The sequence below is a fragment of the Paraburkholderia megapolitana genome, assembly GCF_007556815.1.
In the GTDB taxonomy this organism is placed as follows: Bacteria; Pseudomonadota; Gammaproteobacteria; order Burkholderiales; family Burkholderiaceae; genus Paraburkholderia; species Paraburkholderia megapolitana.
This window is the reverse complement of record NZ_CP041745.1, coordinates 3,924,181-3,945,023: the sequence shown is the minus strand read 5'-3', so window position 1 is coordinate 3,945,023 and position 20,843 is coordinate 3,924,181. Positions and strand designations below refer to the sequence as shown.

Below are 20,843 nucleotides of genomic sequence, written 5' to 3'. Positions count from 1 at the left end.
GACAGGTCACCCTGTCAGGCCGTTTTTCATTACCCATCCGCGCAACCCGCAAAAGCAGCAGACAAAAAAAGGCGCCCGAAGGCGCCTTTGAGTTGAACTGCTTTTTTACGACTTATTAGAACTTGTGGCGGATACCGACACGTGCCGTCAGCTGGTTCTGGTTCGCCGAAGGCGTCAGGCCGTTGATCGAAGCATCGGCTTGGATAACATTGCCCTTCGCGTCCAGCGTATTGCCCAAAGCATGCTGGTAGACGCCAATCACATAGACGTCGGTCCGCTTCGACAGGAAGTAATCGGCGCCGATCGAACCTTGGTGATACTGGGCAGCGGAGCCGCCGCTGATCTTGCTGCCGCGCGTGTAGTCATACGCAGCGCCGAGCACGAGTGCCGGGGTCAGCTGATACTTGAAGTTCAGTTCGCCGTTGTTGAACGTGGCGGTCTGGCTCAGGAACGCGCCGCTCGAGAAGTTCATGAACTTGATGTTCGAGTACGTCGCGCCGATCGTTGCTGCGCCGAACGTGTAAGCACCGCCCGCACCGATGACCTGGTACGTGTTGGCATTTGCGTAGCCCAGGTAGACCGGCGACGTCACCGGAGCTGCCGTGCCGCTCGTGGTGTTGTTGCCGAACAGGCCAGTCGACGACGACGGGTTACGTGCGTTCAAGTAACCGACACCCAACACCAGCGGACCGTTGCTGTAACCAGCACCGACCGAGAACGTCTGATTGCGGCTGAAATCGCCTGCCACGCCACCAAAGCTGTACAGGGCGCCGAACGTCAGGCCAGCGTAGTTCGCGCTGGTGAACTTGACTGCGTTGTTCACGCGGTAAGCGTTGTTGAAGTTGTCGAGGTCGCCCGGGTGAGCAGCGATGTAGCCGCCCCACTGGTCGCCGGCTTCGAGCGGGCCGACGTAGTCGACGACGGAGTCGTACTGACGACCCAGCGTGACCGTACCGAACTGGCTCGACAGGCCGACGTAGGCTTGACGACCGAATTCCAGACCGCCTTGACCGAGCTTGCCGCTGTTCACGTCAAAACCGTTTTCGAGCACGAAGATTGCCTTCAGGCCACCGCCCAGGTCTTCCGTGCCGCGCAGGCCCCAACGGCTGCCTTGCAGAACACCGCTCGACAGGTTGTACAGGTGCTTGCCGCCTGCGTTCGTGTTGATGTTGAAACCTTCGTCAATAATGCCGTACAGCGTGACACTGCTTTGAGCATGAGCGACGCCAGCGAACGCGCCAAAAGCTGCAAGCGCGAGAAGCGACTTTTTCATCGAATGATCTCCAAGGATGCTACGAATTTTTGTCACAAGGCGAGTAGTTGTCTGTATTGCGGCCTTGCCATTAACTTCGCGAGAAGTTGCCACGTAATGTAACAAAAGGGTTTATCGAGACAAAGGAAAAGCAGACCGCCTGGTCGGTCCCTGTTTCGTTTACGCAACATGGTCTAGAATCAAAAGTCGGCCACCCGTTTTGCCATAATCCGTGGCTTGGCAGCGCCCGTTTTTTTGTCCGCATACCTTTGCTGGACGGGCGTTTGCGGGTATCGGTGGCGAATTGAAAAAGCAGGAGAACCAGATGTTGCTGGACGAATGGATTAGCGAGTTTGATCGGGGTTTACGCTCAATGACCGGAGTGTCTCGAATGACGCGCCCGATGCCGGTTCCGCCTCCGCTGGAGCCCGCCGAAACCGCTGCGGAGCTCTCGCCTGCCGAGCGCAATCATGCGGCTGCGCTGATGCGGGTCAACCATGTCGGCGAGGTGTGCGCCCAGGCGCTTTATCAGGCGCAGAAGCTGGCCACGCGTTCGCCGACCCTCAAGAACGCCTTCGATCACGCCGCCCGTGAAGAGGAAGATCACCTCGCGTGGACCTCCCGACGACTCGATGCACTCGAGTCCCGCCCCAGCCTGCTGAATCCGCTCTGGTACGCGGGCGCACTCGCAATCGGTCTGGTGGCCGGTCGTCTCGGCGATCGTGTGAGTCTCGGCTTCATGGCGGAAACGGAGCGCCAGGTCGAGCATCATCTGAATGGCCATCTCGATGCATTGCCCGAAGCCGACCGGGAATCGCGTGCCGTCGTCGAGCAGATGCGTGCCGACGAAGCGGCTCACGGTAAGGCCGCGGTCGACGCAGGCGGCATCGAATTGCCGTTTCCCGCTCGCGCGTTGATGCGTGCAGCGTCGAAGGTGATGACTCGTACTGCGTACTATGTCTGACGGTCTTGTTTGAAGTGGGACGGCGCGATCCGCGCTGTCTCAAAAATGCGGCGCCGGTTTTACCTCACATCGTTACTCCACGTCGGTTATCCCGCCTTATTTCTCCCGCCCAGATCGCTTTTCCGCCGGGCGCTTCCCTCCTGCTTTTCACGTATCACCTTCACAAGCTTCACTAGTCCATTCATTTATAAAGGTTTTCCCATTTTAAGGGTGACGTGAAGGAGTCGCGCTAAGTCCTTGTTCTAACAAACAAATTTCGTTAAAAAACCGCGCATCTCCCTTGACCCGTCTTTAGCGTTCCTCTAAAGTGGGAGACAGTGTGAGAAAGTGTATTTTTGTGTGATTTCCCGGGCCTTTCCGGGTAGATTTTCGAAATCAGGCGAACGGCGGCGGACGCCGGGCAAGGGGAGAGCGAAGTGTTCCAAGGGGCGTCGGCGCTGACACTCGATGCGAAAGGACGGATGTCGATTCCGTCCCGCTATCGGGATGCGCTGCAAGGACAGGCAGAAGGCCGGGTGACGATTACCAAGCACCCGGACGGCTGCCTGTTGCTGTTTCCGCGCCCGGAATGGGAGGTCTTTCGCACCAAGATCGCAGCGCTGCCCATGGACGCTCACTGGTGGCGCCGGATTTTTCTCGGTAACGCATCGGATGTCGATCTGGACACGGCGGGTCGCGTGCTCGTGTCGCCGGAATTGCGGCTCGCCGCCGCGCTTGAAAAAGAAGTGATGTTGCTCGGCATGGGCAGTCACTTCGAGTTATGGGACGCGCAAACCTACGCTGCGAAGGAACAGGCGGCGATGGCCCAGGGCATGCCCGATGCGTTGAAGAATTTCACGTTCTGATCGCGGTTCACGAATATGGCACCTGCGATGGGAAACGAGTTGCAGCATCGCACGGTGCTGCTGGAAGAAGCGGTCGATGCGTTGCTGACGCGCGCGGACGGTGTCTACGTGGACGGCACGTTCGGGCGCGGTGGTCACAGCCGCGCGGTGTTGGGCAGGCTGGGCGAAGCGGGGCGGCTGATCGCCTTCGACAAGGACCCGCTCGCCATCGCCACGGCGCAGCAGATCGCCGATCCGCGTTTCGAGATCGTGCACGAGAGTTTTGCTTCACTGCGCGACGCACTGGCGGAGCGCGGAGTAGGGCGTGTGTCGGGAGTGTTGCTGGATCTGGGCGTGTCGTCGCCGCAAATCGACGACCCGGAGCGGGGTTTCAGTTTCCGCGCCGACGGCCCGCTCGACATGCGAATGGACCCGACGCGCGGCGAGTCTGCCGCTGACTGGCTCGCGCGGGCCACGGTGCAGGAACTGACGGAGGTGATACGAGATTATGGGGAAGAACGGTTTGCTTTTCAGATTGCAAAGGCGCTTGTTGCTCGCCGGGCAGAGTCCGACCGTCTTGGGCCTCTCGTCAGCACGGGCGAGCTTGCCGAAATCGTGGCTAACGTCGTCAAAACCCGTGAGAAGGGCAAGGATCCGGCAACCCGCACCTTTCAGGCTATACGGATTCACGTCAATCAAGAGCTTGCGGAGCTGCAAGTCGTTTTAGAAGCTGCATTGTCGTTGCTGGAGCAAGGGGGGCGGCTGGTGGTGATCAGCTTTCATTCGCTCGAGGACCGGATCGTCAAGCGGTTCATGCAGGTGCACGCTAGTGCGCCTGTGCTCGACCGCCGCCTGCCGATCCGTGCCGCTGATCTCCCCAGCCCGCCGCTCAAACTGCGTGGCCGCGTGTTCGCGAGCGACGCGGAAGTCGCCGCGAACCCGCGCGCGCGTTCCGCCGTGATGCGCATCGCCGAGCGGATCGCGCCATGAACCGCCTCAATATCTTCCTGCTGATCGTCGTGATGGGATGTGCGTTGTCGGTTGTTAATGCGACGAACCAGCAGCGCCAGATCTTCATCCAGTTGCAGCGCGCACAGACGCAGGAGCGTCAGTTGCAGCAGGATTATTCGCAGCTTCAATATCAGCAGAGCGCGTTGTCGAAGACTTCGCGCATCGAACAGATCGCCACGGCTTCACTGAAGATGCAGTCCGTCACGACCGGCCGTACGCAATACCTGACGCTCGATTCCGGCGCCGTGAAGGCTGAGGACGCACCGATTCCGACGTCGGCGCCCGTGCCGGCACCCGCTACGGCGACCCATCGCGGAGGCGCACGATGAAGAAATCGTCGAACCGCAAGAGCGTAGCCTTTTCGGCGAACCCGATCCTCTCGGTGCGTCTGCCGATGTGGCGCTCGAAGCTCGTGGTGTTCATGCTGTTCATGGCGTTCGTCGCACTGACCGCGCGCGCGTTCTGGATTCAGGGGCCGGGCAACGCGTTCTATCAGAAGCAGGGCGAGAGCCGCTATCAGCGCACGCTCGAACTGCCGGCCACGCGTGGCAAGATTCTCGATCGCAACGGGCTCGTGCTCGCCACGAGTCTGCCGGTGCGCGCGATCTGGGCGATTCCCGAAGCCGTGCCCGACGATCTCGGCGCCGACAAGCTCGCGTCGCTCGGCAAGCTGCTTGGCATGACGCAAAAGGAATTGCGCACCAAGCTGTCGGAGGACAAGACCTTTGTCTACGTGAAGCGCCAGGTGCCGGTCGACGTTGCTCAGCAGGTCGCCGACCTCGACATTCCCGGCATCTATCAGCGCGACGAATACAAGCGCTTCTATCCGGAAGGCGAGATCACCGCTCACCTGATCGGTTTCACCAACGTCGAGGACGAAGGCCAGGAAGGCGTCGAACTCGGCGACCAGAAAATGCTCGAAGGCACACCCGGTATCCGCCACGTCATCAAGGACCGCATGGGCCATATCGTCGAGGACGTCGACGAGCAGGTGATTCCGCACAACGGCGACGACGTGGACCTGTCGATCGACAGCAAGGTCCAGTACATCGCGTATACGAACCTGAAAGCGGCAGTGGAGAAATTCAAGGCCAAGGCCGGTGCGGCAATGGTGATCGACGTGAAGACCGGCGAGGTGCTGGCTCTCGTCAATTACCCGACCTATAACCCGAACGACCGCACGCACCTGACCGGCGAGCAGTTGCGCAACCGCATCCTGACCGATGTGTTCGAGCCCGGTTCGATCATGAAGCCGTTCACGATCTCGCTCGCACTCGATCTGCATCGCGTCTCGCCGACTACCCTGGTAGATACAGGCCCCGGACGTTTCATGCTCGACGGCGCGCAGATCACCGACGACAGCGCGTTCGGCGTGCTGACCGTAGGCGGCGTGATCCAGAAGTCGAGCAACATCGGCGCGACCAAGATCGCGATGCAGCTCAAGCCCGAAGAGATGTGGAACATGTACACCAGCATCGGTCTCGGTCAGGCGCCGAAGGTCGGCTTCCCGGGTGCGGCGGCTGGCCGTCTGCGTCCGTGGAAGAGCTGGCGCCGGATCGAACAGGCGACGATGTCGTACGGCTACGGCCTGTCGGCGTCGCTGTTCCAGCTTGGCCGCGCTTACACGGCCATCGCGCACGACGGCGAGGTGCTGCCCGTGTCCATTTTCCGCACGCAGGGCGATGCGCAGGTGACCGGTCCGCAGGTCTTCTCGCCGACCACCGCGCGCGAAGTTCGCGCGATGCTCGAAACCGTCGTGGCGCCAGGCGGCACATCGCCGGAAGCGGCAGTGCCCGGCTATCGCGTCGGCGGCAAGAGCGGTACCGCGTACAAACACGTCGGTCGCGGCTACGACAAATCGAAGTACCGCGCGTCTTTCGTCGGCATGGCGCCGATGCCGAATCCGCGCATCGTAGTCGCCGTGTCGGTCGATGAACCGACGTCCGGCAGCCACTTCGGCGGCTGGGTGTCGGGTCCGGTGTTCTCGGCAATCGCCGGCGATACGCTGCGTTCGCTGAACATACCGCCTGACATGCCGGTGAAGCAGCTAGTCGTGTCCGACGACAGCGCATCCGCGGCACCGTCGACACCCACGCCCGCGCTCGCACCCACCGCTGCGAAGAGGCTCGCGACGAACACCGCCGCGAAACACATGACCATCGCCGACAACGCGAAGAACCGCCCCGGAGTCGTGCGATGAGCGTATTTCGGTCCTCGCACTCCGCGCACCGGCAGATCGCCGACGCGCTCGCCTGGCTGCGCGCACATGCGCAGCCGACGGCGCATCTGCACGCCGATACGCGCTCGCTTGCCGCCGGCGATGTTTTTCTCGCCTACGCGGTGGACGGCGCGGACAATCGCGCGTTCATCGATAACGCGATCGAGCGCGGCGCTGCCGCGGTGCTGTATCAGCCGGACAATTTCGCGGGTCAGCCGGACCCGGCGGTCGCGCACGCGGTGCCGGCGCTGAACGAACTGGCGGGATCGATTGCGAGCGGCTGGTACGGAGACCCCAGCGATGCGCTGCTTGCGATCGGCGTGACCGGCACGAACGGCAAGACGTCGTCGACCCAATGGATCTCGGCGGCACTGAGCGCACTGGGTAAGCCTTGCGCGATCATCGGGACGCTCGGCAGCGGCATGCCGGGGCAACTGGTCCACACGGGCTTCACGACACCGGATGCACCGCAGCTGCAGCGCAACCTCGCCGAACTGCGCGACGCGGGTGCACAGGCGGTGGCGATGGAAGTGTCGTCGCACGCGCTGCATCAGGGCCGCGTGAACGGAACCTCGTTCGATATCGCCGTCTTCACCAATCTCACGCAGGATCACCTCGACTATCACGGCACGTTCGCCGCTTACGAAGCGGCGAAAGCACGGCTCTTCGCGTGGCCCGGCTTGCGCTGCGCGGTGATCAATCGCGACGACGAAGCGGGCCACCGGTTGATCGCCAGTGTGCGCGGTCACGCGCGCGTTATCGCTTACGGTCTCGACACCGCGCCCGACGGTGCGCCGGCAGCCGATGCATTGCTACTCGCCTCGAACGTGCGCCCCACCGCGATCGGGACCGCATTTCATCTCGCATCGGACTGGGGCAATGCCGACGTCGAGGTCGCGACACTCGGCGCGTTCAACGTGAGCAATCTGCTCGGCGTGCTGGGCGCACTGCTTGCCGCCGACGTACCGTTCGACGCCGCCCTCGCCGAACTGGCGAAGCTGGAACCGGTGAACGGCCGGATGCAGCGGCTCGGTGGCCGCCTGCAGAACGACGAGCCGCTCGTCGTGATCGACTACGCACACACACCCGACGCGCTCGACAAGACGCTGACCGCCCTGCGCCCGATGGCGGAAGCGCGCGGCGGCGAACTGATCTGCATGTTCGGTTGCGGCGGCGACCGCGATGCGACCAAACGGCCGCTGATGGGCGCGATCGCCGAGCGGCTCGCCGATGGCGTCGTCGTAACCAGCGACAACCCGCGTGGCGAAGACCCGCAGAGCATCATCGACCAGATCGTCGCGGGCATGCAGGACGCGTCGAAGGCGCGCCGCATCGAGGATCGCGCGAGCGCGATCCTGCAGGCAATCCGCACGGCCGCACGCGAAGACGTGATCGTGCTGGCCGGCAAAGGGCACGAATCGACTCAGGAAATCATGGGCAGGAAGCGCGCATTCTCCGATCAGGATCACGCCCGTCTCGCGCTGGCTGCGCGGGCGACGCAGGCACGGGGAGGTGGCGAATGACTTTGTTCTCGCTGCGTGAAGCCGCTGGGCTGATTCCGGGCGCAACTGTTCTCGGCGATGCGGGCACGACGTTCGAACGCGTGTCGACCGACAGCCGCACGGCCGGCCCCGGCGATCTGTTCGTCGCGCTGAAGGGCGACCGCTTCGATGCACACGATTTCCTCGCCGACGTCGCGGCACGGAACGTATCGGCGGTGCTGGTTGCACGCAGTCCCGACGGCTGGCAAGTGCCGACGTTAAAAGTAACGGATACGCGCGTCGCACTCGGCACGCTCGCGCGCGGCTGGCGCCGTCGTTTCACATTGCCGCTCGTTGCAGTGACGGGCAGCAACGGCAAGACGACGGTCAAGGAAATGATCTCGTCGATCTTCGCGGCTGCGGTTGGTGCCGATCTGCGGCTTGCGACTGCTGGCAACTTCAACAACGACATCGGCGTGCCGTTGACGCTGTTCCGTCTTACCGCCGCGCACCGGTTGGCTGTAATCGAACTCGGCATGAATCATCCCGGCGAAACGGCGGTGCTCGCGAAACTCGCGGAGCCGACGGTCGCGGTCGTGAACAACGCACAGCGCGAACACCAGGAATTCATGGCGACGGTCGAAGCGGTCGCGCTCGAACACGCGAGCGTCATTCACGCGCTGGCACCTAACGGCACAGCCGTGTTCCCCGCCGACGACGCGTACGCCAGCATCTGGCGCGTGGCCGCCACCGGCAACCCGATCGTCGATTTCTCGCTGAACGACGCGAACCGTCATACAGAAGCCGCGGTGACCGGCACGCTGACCGGCAACCGTCTGGGCATCGACACGCCAGCAGGCCACGTCGACATCACGCTGCAGGTGCTCGGCGAGCACAACGCGCGCAACGCACTGGCCGCGACGGCCGCAGCGCTTGCCGCTGGTGTAACGCTCGACGCGATCCGCCGTGGCCTCGAAGCATTCGGCGCCGTGAAAGGGCGCCTGCAGGTGAAGCATGCGACACGCGGCGCGCTGGCCGGCGCGACCGTGATCGACGATACGTACAACGCGAACCCCGACTCGATGCTTGCTGCAATCGATGTGCTCGCCGCTCAGGCATCGCCGCGCGTGCTGGTGATGGGCGACATGGGTGAAGTCGGCGACAACGGCCCGGCGTTTCATCGCGAGGTCGGTGCCTATGCGAAGGAGCGCGGTATCGACGAGCTGTTTGCGCTCGGCGACGCGACCCGCGATGCGTGCGGCGCGTACGGCGCCGGCGCGTACCACGCGGACGACCTCGCTGGATTGCTCGCGCAATTGCAGCAAGCCGGCTTCGGCGCCGGTGCAACGATTCTCGTAAAAGGCTCGCGTTTCATGCAGATGGAGCGCGTGGTGGACGCCATCACGAGTCCACAACCCGACGCATCGGGCCACGCGCCCGGCGCGCACTGAAAGAGAAGGACCGAAAGCATGCTTCTGGCGCTGGCGCAATGGCTGCAGAATGACGCAAGCTTCTTGCGCGTGTTCAGTTATCTGACGTTCCGTGCGGTGATGGCGACCATCACCGCGCTGTTGATCGGGCTCGTCTGCGGCCCGTGGGTGATCCGTACGCTCGCCGCGATGAAGGTCGGCCAGGCCGTGCGCAAGGACGGCCCGCAAACGCACCTCGTGAAATCCGGCACGCCGACGATGGGCGGTGTGCTGATCCTGATCGGTATCGCGGTTTCGACGCTGCTGTGGGGCGACCTGACCAACCGCTTCATCTGGATCGTGATGCTCGTCACGTTCGGCTTCGGGGTGATCGGCTGGGTCGACGACTATCGCAAGGTGGTCTACAAGGACCCGCGCGGCATGTCGTCGCGCGAGAAGTATTTCTGGCAGTCGGTGATCGGCCTGTTCGCCGCGGTGTATCTCGCGTTCAGCGTGTCCGAGGCGAGCAACGTGCGTGTGTTCGATCTGTTCATGGCATGGGTGAGAAGCGGTCTGTCGATGGGGCTACCCGCGCGCGCCGACCTGATGCTGCCGTTCGTCAAGTCGATCAGCTATCCGCTTGGCGTATGGGGTTTCATCGTGCTGACGTATCTCGTCATCGTCGGCGCGAGCAACGCGGTGAATCTGACCGACGGGCTCGACGGCCTCGTCATCATGCCGGTCGTGCTGGTCGGCGCATCGCTCGGTGTGTTCGCGTATGTGATGGGTAGCGCGGTGTATTCGAAGTATCTGTTGTTCCCGCACATCCCAGGCGCCGGCGAGCTATTGATCTTTTGTTCGGCAATGGGTGGCGCGGGACTCGCGTTTCTCTGGTACAACACGCACCCCGCGCAGGTTTTCATGGGCGATGTCGGCGCACTTGCGCTGGGCGGCGCGCTCGGCACGGTGGCCGTGATCGTGCGCCAGGAAATCGTGCTGTTCATCATGGGCGGAATTTTCGTCGCCGAGACGCTCTCGGTGATGCTGCAGGTCACGTGGTTCAAATATACGAAGCGCCGTTACGGCGAAGGGCGGCGCATCTTCAAGATGGCACCGCTGCATCATCATTTCGAACTGTCGGGATGGAAAGAGACGCAGGTCGTCGTGCGTTTCTGGATCATCACGCTGATGCTGTGTCTGTTCGGTTTGTCCACGCTCAAGTTGCGTTAAGCGGTAGCAGGAAAGAAAGGGGAAGCACGGATGTTTGGCGAGAAGTTTCGGGATCGGCAAAAGCCGATGGTGCTCGTGCTGGGACTCGGGGAATCGGGTCTCGCGATGGCGCGCTGGTGCGCGCGCCACGGGTGCCGGCTGCGCGTTGCCGATACGCGCGAGGTGCCGCCGAACCTGTCCGGGCTCGAAGCGCACGGCGTCGATGCCGAGTTCATTGGCGGTGCGTTTTCGACGGCGCTGCTCGAAGGTGTCGAACTGGTTGCCATTAGCCCCGGCCTGTCGCCGCTCGCCGCCGATCTCCTGCCGCTGATCGCCGCTGCGCGCGAGCGCGACATTCCGGTCTGGGGCGAACTCGAATTCTTCGCCCAGGCACTGAAGACGCTCGGCGAGAGCGGCTACGCGCCGAAGGTGATCGCGATTACCGGCACCAACGGCAAGACCACGACGACGAGCCTGACTGGCCTGCTGTGCGAACGCGCCGGCAAGAAGGTCGCGGTGGCGGGCAACATCAGCCCGGCCGCGCTCGACAAACTCGCCGAAGCAATCGATAACACCGCGCTGCCCGACATCTGGGTGCTCGAACTGTCGAGCTTCCAGCTGGAAACTGCGCACACTTTTGCACCGGACGCAGCGGTCGTGCTGAACATCACGCAGGACCATCTGGACTGGCACGGCGGCCTCGATGCGTACGCGGCGGCCAAGGGCCGTATCTTCGGGCCGAATACCGTGCGCGTGCTGAATCGCGACGATGCGCGCGTGATGGCGCTTGCACCCAACGCGGGACATGCAGTGCCGACGGTGACGTTCGGCCTGAACGAGCCGACCCGCAACGGCGACTACGGCTTGCTGCGCGACAACGGGATGCAGTGGCTAGTCGAAGCGCACGACCGCGATGCATCCGACGAGCCTCAACCGACGCGCCGCCGCAAGAACGATCCGGTAGCACCCGCGGACATCGGCCTGAAGCGCCTGATGCCCGCCGACGCGCTGCGCATCCGCGGTCTGCACAACGCGGCGAACGCGCTGGCCGCGTTTGCGCTCGCCCGCGCGATCGGTCTGCCGGGTGCGCCGCTGCTGCACGGTCTGCGCGAGTATCGTGGCGAGCCGCATCGTGTGGAATTGATCGCGTCGATCGAAGGCATCGACTATGTCGACGACAGCAAGGGCACCAATGTCGGCGCAACGGTTGCTGCGCTCGACGGTCTCGCACAGCGCACGGTGCTGATCGCGGGCGGCGACGGCAAGGGTCAGGAGTTCGAGCCGCTCGCCGAGCCGGTGACGCGCTGGTGCCGCGCCGTGATGCTGATCGGCCGCGACGCGCCGCACATTCGCGCAGCGCTCGCCGATACCGGCATCCCGCTCGCCGATCACGCGACGCTCAAAGAAGCCACGCGCGCCGCAAGCGCACTCGCTCAACCTGGCGACGCCGTGTTGCTGTCGCCGGCCTGCGCGAGTTTCGACATGTTTACGGGGTATGCGCATCGTGCGGCGGTCTTCCGCAGCACGGTCGAAGACATCGCTGCAGAACGGGGGACGATGCTATGAGCTGGTCCGAACGTTTCGGCTCGCGGCTTGCCGGGCAACGCGGCTCGGTCGGTGAAGCTGCTACTGCGGGACGCAGCGGCGGTCGCGCGACGGCGAGTGGTCTTGCGAGCGCGGTTAACGGCGTTCGTCCGTTGCGCTCGCGCATGCTCGATTACGACCACTCATTGCTGTGGGTCGTGATCGCGCTGCTCGGGCTCGGCATCGTGATGGTGTACTCGGCGTCGATCGCGATGCCCGATTCGCCGAAGTACGCGTCTTATCGCGACTATGCATTTCTCGTGCGGCAGATCGTCTTCGTGGTGATGGGTTCGGTGGTCGGTGTGATCGCGTTCCGGATTCCGATCTCGACGTGGGACAAGTACGCGCCGAAGCTCTTCCTGCTCGCGCTGCTCACGCTGGTGATCGTGCTGATTCCGCACGTCGGCAAAGGCGTGAACGGTGCGCGGCGCTGGATTCCGCTCGGCATCACGAACATGCAGCCGTCGGAGATCATGAAACTCGCGGTGACGATCTACGCGGCCAACTACACGGTGCGCAAGCAGGAGTACATGCACAGCTTCGCGAAAGGCTTCATGCCGATGGCGGTTGCAGTTGGCGTGGTGGGCGCGTTGCTGCTGCTCGAGCCGGACATGGGCGCCTTTATGGTGATCGCGGCGATCGCGATGGGCGTGCTGTTCCTCGGCGGCGTGAACGGCAAGCTGTTCGGCGGCCTTGTCGCGACGGCGGTCGGTACCTTCAGCTTGCTGGTGTGGGCCTCGCCGTGGCGTCGCGAGCGGATCTTCGCGTATCTCGATCCGTGGGACGACCGCTACGCGCAGGGCAAGGCGTATCAGTTGACTCACTCGCTGATCGCCTTCGGTCGCGGCGAATGGTTTGGCGTAGGGCTTGGCGGCAGCGTCGAAAAGCTCAACTATCTGCCGGAAGCGCATACCGACTTCATCCTCGCGGTGATCGGCGAAGAACTCGGTTTTATCGGCGTGCTGGTCGTGATCCTGATGTTCTACTGGATCGTGCGGCGCTCGTTCGAGATCGGCCGCCAGGCGCTCGCACTCGATCGCACGTTTGCCGGGCTCGTCGCGAAGGGCGTCGGCATCTGGTTCGGTGCGCAGACGTTCATCAATATGGGTGTGAACCTGGGCCTGCTGCCGACCAAGGGGCTGACTCTGCCGCTCGTTAGTTATGGCGGCTCGGGCATTCTGCTGAACTGCGTTGCGATCGCGTTGCTGATGCGCGTCGACTACGAGAACCGTGTACTGATGCGTGGGGGCAAGGTATGAGCGTCGCTGCGCGCACGCTGATGGTGATGGCCGGTGGCACCGGGGGGCACGTCTTCCCGGGGCTCGCGGTCGCGCATCGGATGCAGTCGCAGGGCTGGAATGTCGTCTGGCTCGGCAACCCGGCGGGTATGGAAGCGACGCTGGTGCCGAAGCACGGCATCGCGATGGAATACGTGCGCTTCGGCGGATTGCGCGGCAAAGGCATGAAAACCCGCTTGATGCTGCCCGTTAACCTGCTGCGCGCGTGTGCGCAAAGCCTGTCGGTGCTGCGTCGCGTGAAGCCGGATGTCGTACTCGGCATGGGCGGCTACATCACGTTTCCGGCTGGCCTGATGACTGCACTATCTGGCCGTCCGCTGGTGCTGCACGAACAGAACTCGATCGCTGGCCTCGCGAACAAGGTGCTCGCACGGCTCGCGAAGCGCGTGCTCGTCGCGTTCCCCGGTGCGCTGCCGCATGCAGAATGGACCGGCAATCCGATCCGCGACGAACTGACTCACGCGGCCGCTCCGCAAACACGTTATGCCGCGCGCAGCGGCCCGCTGAATCTGCTTGTAGTGGGCGGCAGCCTCGGCGCGGCCGCGCTCAACGAAGTCGTGCCACGTGCGCTCGCGCAGCTTGCACCGCATGAACGGCCGCGCGTCGTGCATCAGGCGGGCGCGAAGCACATCGACGTGCTGCGTTCGAACTACGCGGAAGCGGGCTTCACGCCGGGCGAAGACGTGCAACTGGTGCCGTTCATCGACGACATGACGGCTGCCTACGGCAACGCCGATCTCGTGATCTGCCGTTCGGGCGCGATGACGGTCTCCGAGATCGCCGCAGTGGGCGTGGCCGCGTTCTTCGTGCCGTTCCCCTACGCCGTCGACGATCACCAGACCACTAACGCAGCGTTTCTCGCCGATCACGGCGCGGCGCTGGTCGTACAGCAACGCGACCTGACGGCGGAAACGCTCGCCGACTGGTTGCGCAGCCAGACCCGGGAAAAACTCGCGGTCATGGCAGAGCGTTCGCGCTCGCTCGCGAAACCCGATGCCACCGAACAGGTCGCGCAGATCTGCGCCACTGTGGCCGGTGGGCTCCCGAGTACGAGCCCGCAAGGAAAGCAATGAAACACATCGTCAAACATATCCATTTTGTCGGGATCGGCGGCGCGGGGATGAGCGGCATCGCCGAAGTGCTCGTCAACCTCGGCTATCACGTGAGCGGTTCCGATCTCACGCGTAACGCGGTGACCGACCGGCTGGCCGCACTCGGCGCGAAGGTCGCGATCGGCCACGACGAAGCGAACATCGAAGGGGCGAATGCAGTCGTCGTGTCGACGGCCGTGCGCAGCGACAACCCGGAAGTGCTGGCTGCGCGTCACCGGCGCATTCCAATCGTGCCGCGCGCGGTGATGCTCGCGGAACTGATGCGCTTGAAGCAGGGCATCGCGATTGCCGGTACGCATGGCAAGACTACGACGACCTCGCTTGTCGCGAGCGTGCTCGCCGCGGGCGGGCTCGATCCGACCTTCGTGATCGGTGGCCGTCTGATCAGCGCGGGCGCGAATGCACGGCTCGGTACCGGCGACTTCATCGTCGCCGAAGCGGACGAGTCCGACGCGTCGTTCCTGAACCTGTTCCCAGTGATCGAAGTCATCACGAATATCGATGCCGATCACATGGACACCTACGGTCACGACTTCGCGCGGCTCAAGCAGGCGTTCATCGAGTTCACGCACCGGTTGCCGTTCTACGGCATCGCCGTGCTGTGCGTCGACGATCCGAACGTGAAGGAGATCCTGCCGTTCGTCTCGAAGCCGATCATCCGCTACGGCTTCGCGCCGGACGCGCAGGTGCGCGCGGTGAACGTCGTCGCGCGCGACGGCAAGATGCATTTCACGACGATGCGCGAGGACGCGGCGCCGCTCGATATCGTGCTGAACCTGCCCGGGACGCACAACGTGCAGAACGCGCTGGCGGCGATCGCGATCGCGACCGAACTCGAAGTGAAGGACGCGGACATCCAGCGCGCGCTCGCCGATTTCAACGGCGTGGGCCGGCGCTTCCAGCGTTACGGCGAAGTGCCGATCCCCGCGGATAACAAGGCAGGCGGCAGCTACACGCTGGTCGACGACTACGGCCATCACCCGGTCGAAATGGCGGCGACGGTCGCAGCGGCGCGCGGCGCCTTCCCCGACCGCCGGCTCGTGCTGGCATTCCAGCCGCACCGCTTCACGCGCACACGCGACTGCTTCGAGGATTTCGTGAAAGTGCTGTCGACTGTCGATGCACTCGTGCTCACCGAGGTCTACGCCGCAGGCGAAGCGCCGATCGTCGCCGCCGATGGCCGCGCGCTCGCGCGAGCGATCCGGGTGGCGGGCAAAGTTGAACCAGTATTCGTCGAGACAGTCGATGAAGTGCCTGACGCGCTGGCGACAGTCGTACGCGACGGCGATGTGGTGATTACGATGGGAGCGGGTTCGATCGGCGGCGTGCCGGGTCGGCTTGCGCAAACGGAAGGTGTGAAATGAGCGGTATCGATCCGAAGCAGTTCGGCAAGGTTGCGGTCCTGTTTGGCGGCGTGTCCGCCGAGCGCGAAGTGTCGCTCAATTCCGGTCGCCTCGTGCTGCAGGGATTGCGCGAGGCCGGCATCGACGCGCATCCGTTCGATCCGTCCGAGCGGCCGCTCGGCGCGCTGAAAGATGAAGGTTTCGTACGTGCGTTCAATGCGCTGCACGGTGGGTATGGCGAAAACGGCCAGATCCAGGGCGCGCTCGATTTCTACGGCATTCGCTATACGGGCACCGGCGTGCTCGGTTCGGCGCTCGGGCTCGACAAGTTCCGCACCAAGCTCGTGTGGCAGCAGCTCGGCATTCCGACGCCGCCGTTCGAAACGGTGCTGCGCGGCGACGACTTTGCGGCGCGCGCGCCGGAGATCGTCGCGAAGCTCGGTCTGCCGCTGTTCGTGAAACCGGCAAGCGAAGGCTCGAGCGTCGCGGTGATCAAGGTGAAAAGCGCAGACGCGTTACCGCCCGCACTGGCGGAAGCGGCGAAGTACGACACGATCGTGCTGGTGGAGAAAAGCATCGAAGGCGGCGGCGAGTACACCGCATGCATCGCCGGCGATCTCGACTTGCCACTGATCCGCATCGTGCCTGCCGGCGAGTTCTACGACTACGACGCGAAGTACATCCTCGATACGACGCAGTATCTGATTCCGTGCGGCGTTGCGCCGGACGCCGAAGCGAAGCTGAAGAAGCTGGCGCGCCGCGCGTTCGACGTGCTCGGCTGCACCGACTGGGGCCGCGCCGATTTCATGCTGGATGCCGGCGGCAACCCGTACTTTCTCGAAGTGAATACGGCGCCGGGCATGACCGACCATTCGCTGCCGCCGAAAGCGGCGCGCTCGGTCGGCATCAGCTACCGGGATCTGGTGGTGAAGATCCTGTCGCTGACCTTGAAGGATTGATCGAACGACATGTGGAACAACGTACGCCAGCTCAACCTCGCCGCCAACGCGCTACACGCGTTGTTGCTGCTCGTGCTGCTGGCGGCGGGTGCGTACTGGTTGATCCAGCGGCCGAACTTCGCGCTGCACGAGATTCTGATCGACGGCGATGTCGAGCATATCAATGCGCCGACGGTGCGCGCGGGCGTCGTCGGACGGTTGAAGGGCAACTTCTTCACCGTCGATCTCGATAGCGCGCGGCAGGCGTTCGAACAGATGCCGTGGGTGCGGCACGCGAGCGTGCGGCGTGTATGGCCGAACGCGCTGGCTGTCACGCTCGAAGAGTACAAACCGCTGGGAACGTGGGGCAGCGATCAACTGGTCAGCGTGGACGGCGATCTGTTCACGGCGAACCAGGGCGAACTCGACCAGGACCTGCCGGCGTTCGACGGTCCGGACGGCACGGCGAAGGAAGTGGTCGCGCGGTATCGCGACTTCACGAAATGGTTTGCGCCGCTGGGCGTGACGCCCGACGAAGTCACGCTGTCGCCGCGCTACGCATGGACGGTGAAGCTGTCGAACGGCATGCAGGTGGAACTCGGGCGCGAACGCAATCAGGACACGCTCTTCGATCGCAGCCGCCGGCTGACGGCGGCATGGTCGGCGGTGACGCAACGATGGGGGAAGGATATCGAGTATGCGGACTTGCGCTATCCGAACGGTTTCGCGATTCGCGCAGCAGGTATGCGCTTTCTAAGCGAACCCGACAAGGGCAAGAAACAATGAAACATCACACGCAATGAGCACGCTATGAGCAAAGACTACAAAGATCTACTGGTCGCCCTCGACATCGGGACCGCGAAGGTCGTGGCCATCGTTGCCGAGTTGAAAGGCGAAGGTCACTACGAGGTGATCGGTCTCGGCCAGAGCGAGTCGAAAGGGCTCAAAAAAGGCGTCGTGGTGAACATCGAGGCCACGGTGCAGTCTATTCAGCGGGCGCTCGAAGAGGCCGAGCTGATGGCTGACTGCAAGATCACGAATGTGTTCACCGGGATCGCCGGTAGCCATATCCGCAGCTTCAATTCGAGCGGCATGGTGGCGATCAAGGAAAAGGAAGTTACGCAGACCGATGTGGCGCGCGTGATCGAGACCGCGAAGGCGATCAACATTCCGACCGATCAGCAGGTGCTGCACATCCTGACGCAGGAATTCATCATCGACGGCCAGGAAGATGTGCGCGAGCCGATCGGCATGAGCGGCATCCGCCTCGAAGTGAAGGTGCACATCGTGACGGGCGCGGTGAGCGCGGCGCAGAACATCGTCAAGTGCGTGCGCCGCTGCGGGCTCGAAGTGAACGATCTGATCCTGCAACCGCTCGCGTCGTCGCTGGCGGTGCTGACGGAAGACGAGAAGGAACTCGGCGTAGTGCTCGTCGATATCGGCGGCGGCACGACGGACATCGCGATTTTCAGTGAAGGCGCAATTCGCCATACCGCGGTGATTCCGATTGCCGGCGATCAGATCACGAGCGACATCGCGATGGCGCTGCGCACGCCGACGCCGGATGCGGAAGACATCAAGGTGAGCTACGGCATCGCGAAGCAGGCGCTTGCCGATCCGGACGAGATGATCGAAGTGCCGGGGCTTGGCGAGCGCGGTCCGCGCACCTTGTCGCGCCAGGCGCTGGCGGCGGTGGTCGAGCCGCGTGTCGAAGAACTGTTTTCGCTTGTGCAGCAGGTGGTGCGCGAGTCGGGTTACGAAGAACTGCTGAGCTCCGGCGTCGTGCTGACCGGGGGCGCCGCGATGATGCCGGGCATGGTCGAGCTCGGCGAGGACATTTTCCTGAAGCCGGTGCGCATCGGCGTGCCGGAGTATGCGGGCGGTCTGGCAGACGTGGTGCGCAATCCGCGCTATTCGACGGCGATGGGGCTGCTCGTCGAAGGCCGGTCGCAACGGATGCGCGGTCGCAAGGTGGCGGTGCAATCGGGGTCGATGGGACAGGTCTTCACGCGGATGAAAGACTGGTTCCTCGGCAACTTCTAGGCATCGATCGATTTCGAAATACGCGTGGGTGCCGGCGGCCCGCGTGCGACAGGAGGTTGCCCGATCTCCTGCCGAATAACGGCCGAAGTAGCTGCGATTTTTTATCTTGACGGAGGCAACAATGGAATTCCAGATGCTGGAAACCGAAACCAACGGCACGATCATCAAGGTGATCGGCGTCGGTGGCGCTGGCGGCAATGCCGTTCAGCACATGATCAACAAAGGCGTGCAAGGCGTCGACTTCATCGTGATGAACACGGACGCGCAGGCACTGTCGCGTTCGCGTGCATCCGCGGTGATCCAGCTCGGTAACACGGGTCTGGGCGCTGGAGCCAAGCCGGAAATGGGCCGCGCGGCAGCGGAAGAAGCCCGTGAGCGTATCGCAGACGCACTGCGCGGCGCGCACATGGTGTTCATCACCGCAGGCATGGGTGGCGGCACGGGAACGGGGGCTGCTCCGGTCGTCGCGCAGATCGCCAAGGAAATGGGGATTCTGACGGTCGGCGTGGTCAGCAAGCCGTTCGAATTCGAAGGCGGCAAGCGCATGCGTGTTGCCGAGGCAGGTTCGCAGCAACTGGAGGATCACGTCGACTCGCTGATCGTCGTTCTGAACGACAAGCTGTTCGAGGTGATGGGCGACGATGCCGAGATGGACAAGTGCTTCCAGTGCGCAGACGACGTTCTGAACAATGCAGTGGCCGGTATTGCCGAAATCATCAACGTCGACGGTCTGGTGAACGTCGACTTTGAAGACGTGAAGACGGTGATGGGTGAGCAGGGCAAGGCGATGATGGGCACGGCGACGGTTGCCGGCGTCGATCGCGCGCGTCTCGCGGCGGAACAGGCCGTGGCGAGCCCGCTGCTGGAAGGCGTCGATCTGTCGGGAGCACGCGGCGTGCTGGTCAACATCACGTCGAGCCGTTCGCTGCGTCTGTCGGAAACGCGCGAAGTGATGAACACCATCAAGAGCTACGCCGCGGAAGACGCGACGGTGATCTTCGGTGCGGTGTACGACGACGCGATGGGCGATGCATTGCGCGTGACGGTGGTGGCGACGGGTCTCGGCCGGGCGGCGAAGAAGCAGCAGTCCGCACCGATGACGCTGCTGCGCACCGGCACGGACAACCAGCCGATCGGCGGAATGCAGCACCCGGCCTACACGCCGCAACACGCGGGCACGGCGGATTACGGTGCGCTCGATACGCCGGCTGTATGGCGTACCTCGCGCGACACCGCGGCATCGCATGTGCAGGCGCTGCAGGAAAAGGGCGTCGACACGTACGATATCCCGGCGTTCCTGCGCAAGCAGGCGGACTGACGCACGGGCCAGGCTTTCGCCGCGGCGCGGCTGCATCATGCAGCGCCGTTCGCGAATGCACGGACGTGACAGGTGGACCGGCTGACAAGCCGCGTTTGTTCAGACGCGCGGCAAGGACAGGTGCCCTCTTCGGTTTTGCGAAGTGGAGCGGGCAAGTGTCGCCGCGAGGCGTACCATCCGTCACTTGAGTCACGACAACGTGCGGGCAGGCTGTGTATCGAAGTGAAGGATCGAGCATGATTCAGACAGGCGAAAAGCTGCCTGACGCGACGCTCTTCGAATTTATCGAGGACGACCGCGCGGGCTGCACGATCGGACCGAACAGTTTCGATGTGCGCGGACAGACGGCGGGCAAGCGTGTGGTGATCTTCGGGTTACCGGGCGCGTTCACGCCGACCTGTTCGGCGAAGCACGTGCCAGGTTATGTCGAACACGCCGGGCAGTTGCGCGCTGCCGGCATCGATGAGATCTGGTGCGTGTCCGTCAACGATGCTTTCGTCATGGGCGCGTGGGGCCGCGATCAGCACACCTCGGGCAAGGTGCGCATGATGGCGGACGGCAGTGCGGCTTTCACGCGGGCGCTTGGTCTGGAGCAGGATTTGTCGGCGCGCGGCATGGGAATCCGTTCCCAGCGCTACGCGATGGTGGTCGACGACGGCGTGGTCAAGACGCTGAACGTCGAGGCACCCGGCAAGTTCGAAGTCAGCGATGCGCAGAGCATTCTCGCCACGTTGACCTAGTTGCGCCGGTCTTTGCTGCCGCCTTGCGTTGTGCGAGGGCAACGGCAACATGACTGGGATGTGACAGGCCGTTACGCGGGCCGATGACCGGAAACGCCT

At 63.6% G+C, this 20,843-nt stretch carries 18 protein-coding genes; 17 read left to right on the top strand and 1 reads right to left on the bottom strand.

The features are described 5' to 3' along the window. Positions 1 to 115: 115 nt before the first annotated feature. Positions 116 to 1,273, bottom strand: a complete 1,158-nt coding sequence (locus FNZ07_RS30940; protein WP_091010948.1) for a porin — start codon at positions 1,271 to 1,273, stop codon at positions 116 to 118. 304 nt (positions 1,274 to 1,577) lie between these two features. On the opposite strand from FNZ07_RS30940, the gene coq7 reads away from it, so the two are divergent. The 17 genes from coq7 to FNZ07_RS30855 all read left to right on the top strand — a co-directional run bounded on the left by coq7 (position 1,578) and on the right by FNZ07_RS30855 (position 20,744). After that, positions 1,578 to 2,216 (top strand): 2-polyprenyl-3-methyl-6-methoxy-1,4-benzoquinone monooxygenase, encoded by a 639-nt coding sequence (coq7, locus tag FNZ07_RS30935; protein WP_091010949.1) that lies wholly within the window; start codon positions 1,578 to 1,580, stop codon positions 2,214 to 2,216. Positions 2,217 to 2,632: 416 nt separating this feature from the next. Then, complete coding sequence (gene mraZ / locus FNZ07_RS30930; RefSeq protein WP_091010950.1) at positions 2,633 to 3,061, top strand: division/cell wall cluster transcriptional repressor MraZ; 429 nt, start codon at positions 2,633 to 2,635, stop codon at positions 3,059 to 3,061. Positions 3,062 to 3,088: 27 nt separating this feature from the next. Then, positions 3,089 to 4,030, top strand: coding sequence for a 16S rRNA (cytosine(1402)-N(4))-methyltransferase RsmH (gene rsmH, locus FNZ07_RS30925; RefSeq protein ID WP_091010951.1), 942 nt, complete (start codon positions 3,089 to 3,091; stop codon positions 4,028 to 4,030). Further along, a complete protein-coding gene (gene ftsL, locus FNZ07_RS30920; protein WP_091010952.1) occupies positions 4,027 to 4,380 on the top strand; it encodes a cell division protein FtsL in 354 nt (117 codons plus the stop codon). The genes rsmH and ftsL overlap by 4 nt, the downstream gene beginning before the upstream one ends. Then, positions 4,377 to 6,251 carry a peptidoglycan D,D-transpeptidase FtsI family protein gene (locus FNZ07_RS30915; protein WP_091010953.1) on the top strand — a complete coding sequence of 625 codons (1,875 nt, stop codon included), beginning with the start codon at positions 4,377 to 4,379 and terminating at the stop codon, positions 6,249 to 6,251. The genes ftsL and FNZ07_RS30915 overlap by 4 nt, the downstream gene beginning before the upstream one ends. After that, the gene (locus tag FNZ07_RS30910; protein WP_091010954.1) at positions 6,248 to 7,792 is read left to right on the top strand and encodes a UDP-N-acetylmuramoyl-L-alanyl-D-glutamate--2,6-diaminopimelate ligase; all 1,545 of its coding nucleotides are present in this window, start codon (positions 6,248 to 6,250) and stop codon (positions 7,790 to 7,792) included. The genes FNZ07_RS30915 and FNZ07_RS30910 overlap by 4 nt, the downstream gene beginning before the upstream one ends. Next, complete coding sequence (locus FNZ07_RS30905; protein WP_091010955.1) at positions 7,789 to 9,201, top strand: UDP-N-acetylmuramoyl-tripeptide--D-alanyl-D-alanine ligase; 1,413 nt, start codon at positions 7,789 to 7,791, stop codon at positions 9,199 to 9,201. The genes FNZ07_RS30910 and FNZ07_RS30905 overlap by 4 nt, the downstream gene beginning before the upstream one ends. Positions 9,202 to 9,219: 18 nt before the next feature. Next, positions 9,220 to 10,389, top strand: coding sequence for a phospho-N-acetylmuramoyl-pentapeptide-transferase (gene mraY, locus FNZ07_RS30900; protein WP_091010956.1), 1,170 nt, complete (start codon positions 9,220 to 9,222; stop codon positions 10,387 to 10,389). A gap of 30 nt (positions 10,390 to 10,419) precedes the next feature. Continuing rightward, the gene (gene murD, locus FNZ07_RS30895; RefSeq protein WP_091010957.1) at positions 10,420 to 11,934 is read left to right on the top strand and encodes a UDP-N-acetylmuramoyl-L-alanine--D-glutamate ligase; all 1,515 of its coding nucleotides are present in this window, start codon (positions 10,420 to 10,422) and stop codon (positions 11,932 to 11,934) included. After that, positions 11,931 to 13,211, top strand: a complete 1,281-nt coding sequence (ftsW, locus tag FNZ07_RS30890; RefSeq protein ID WP_091010958.1) for a putative lipid II flippase FtsW — start codon at positions 11,931 to 11,933, stop codon at positions 13,209 to 13,211. Before murD ends, ftsW begins: the two co-directional genes overlap by 4 nt. After that, positions 13,208 to 14,323, top strand: a complete 1,116-nt coding sequence (murG, locus tag FNZ07_RS30885; protein WP_091010959.1) for an undecaprenyldiphospho-muramoylpentapeptide beta-N-acetylglucosaminyltransferase — start codon at positions 13,208 to 13,210, stop codon at positions 14,321 to 14,323. Before ftsW ends, murG begins: the two co-directional genes overlap by 4 nt. After that, entirely contained in the window at positions 14,320 to 15,726 is a 1,407-nt protein-coding gene (gene murC / locus FNZ07_RS30880) for a UDP-N-acetylmuramate--L-alanine ligase (RefSeq protein WP_091010960.1), read from the top strand. Before murG ends, murC begins: the two co-directional genes overlap by 4 nt. Beyond that, complete coding sequence (locus tag FNZ07_RS30875) at positions 15,723 to 16,664, top strand: D-alanine--D-alanine ligase (protein ID WP_091010961.1); 942 nt, start codon at positions 15,723 to 15,725, stop codon at positions 16,662 to 16,664. Before murC ends, FNZ07_RS30875 begins: the two co-directional genes overlap by 4 nt. A 9-nt stretch (positions 16,665 to 16,673) precedes the next feature. Beyond that, positions 16,674 to 17,429 (top strand): cell division protein FtsQ/DivIB, encoded by a 756-nt coding sequence (locus FNZ07_RS30870; protein WP_091010962.1) that lies wholly within the window; start codon positions 16,674 to 16,676, stop codon positions 17,427 to 17,429. Positions 17,430 to 17,453: 24 nt separating this feature from the next. Continuing rightward, positions 17,454 to 18,686 carry a cell division protein FtsA gene (gene ftsA / locus FNZ07_RS30865; protein WP_091010963.1) on the top strand — a complete coding sequence of 411 codons (1,233 nt, stop codon included), beginning with the start codon at positions 17,454 to 17,456 and terminating at the stop codon, positions 18,684 to 18,686. A 121-nt stretch (positions 18,687 to 18,807) separates the two neighbouring features. Beyond that, positions 18,808 to 20,004, top strand: coding sequence for a cell division protein FtsZ (gene ftsZ, locus FNZ07_RS30860; protein ID WP_091010964.1), 1,197 nt, complete (start codon positions 18,808 to 18,810; stop codon positions 20,002 to 20,004). A 236-nt stretch (positions 20,005 to 20,240) separates the two neighbouring features. Next, positions 20,241 to 20,744 (top strand): peroxiredoxin, encoded by a 504-nt coding sequence (locus tag FNZ07_RS30855; protein WP_091010965.1) that lies wholly within the window; start codon positions 20,241 to 20,243, stop codon positions 20,742 to 20,744. Positions 20,745 to 20,843: the final 99 nt, after the last annotated feature.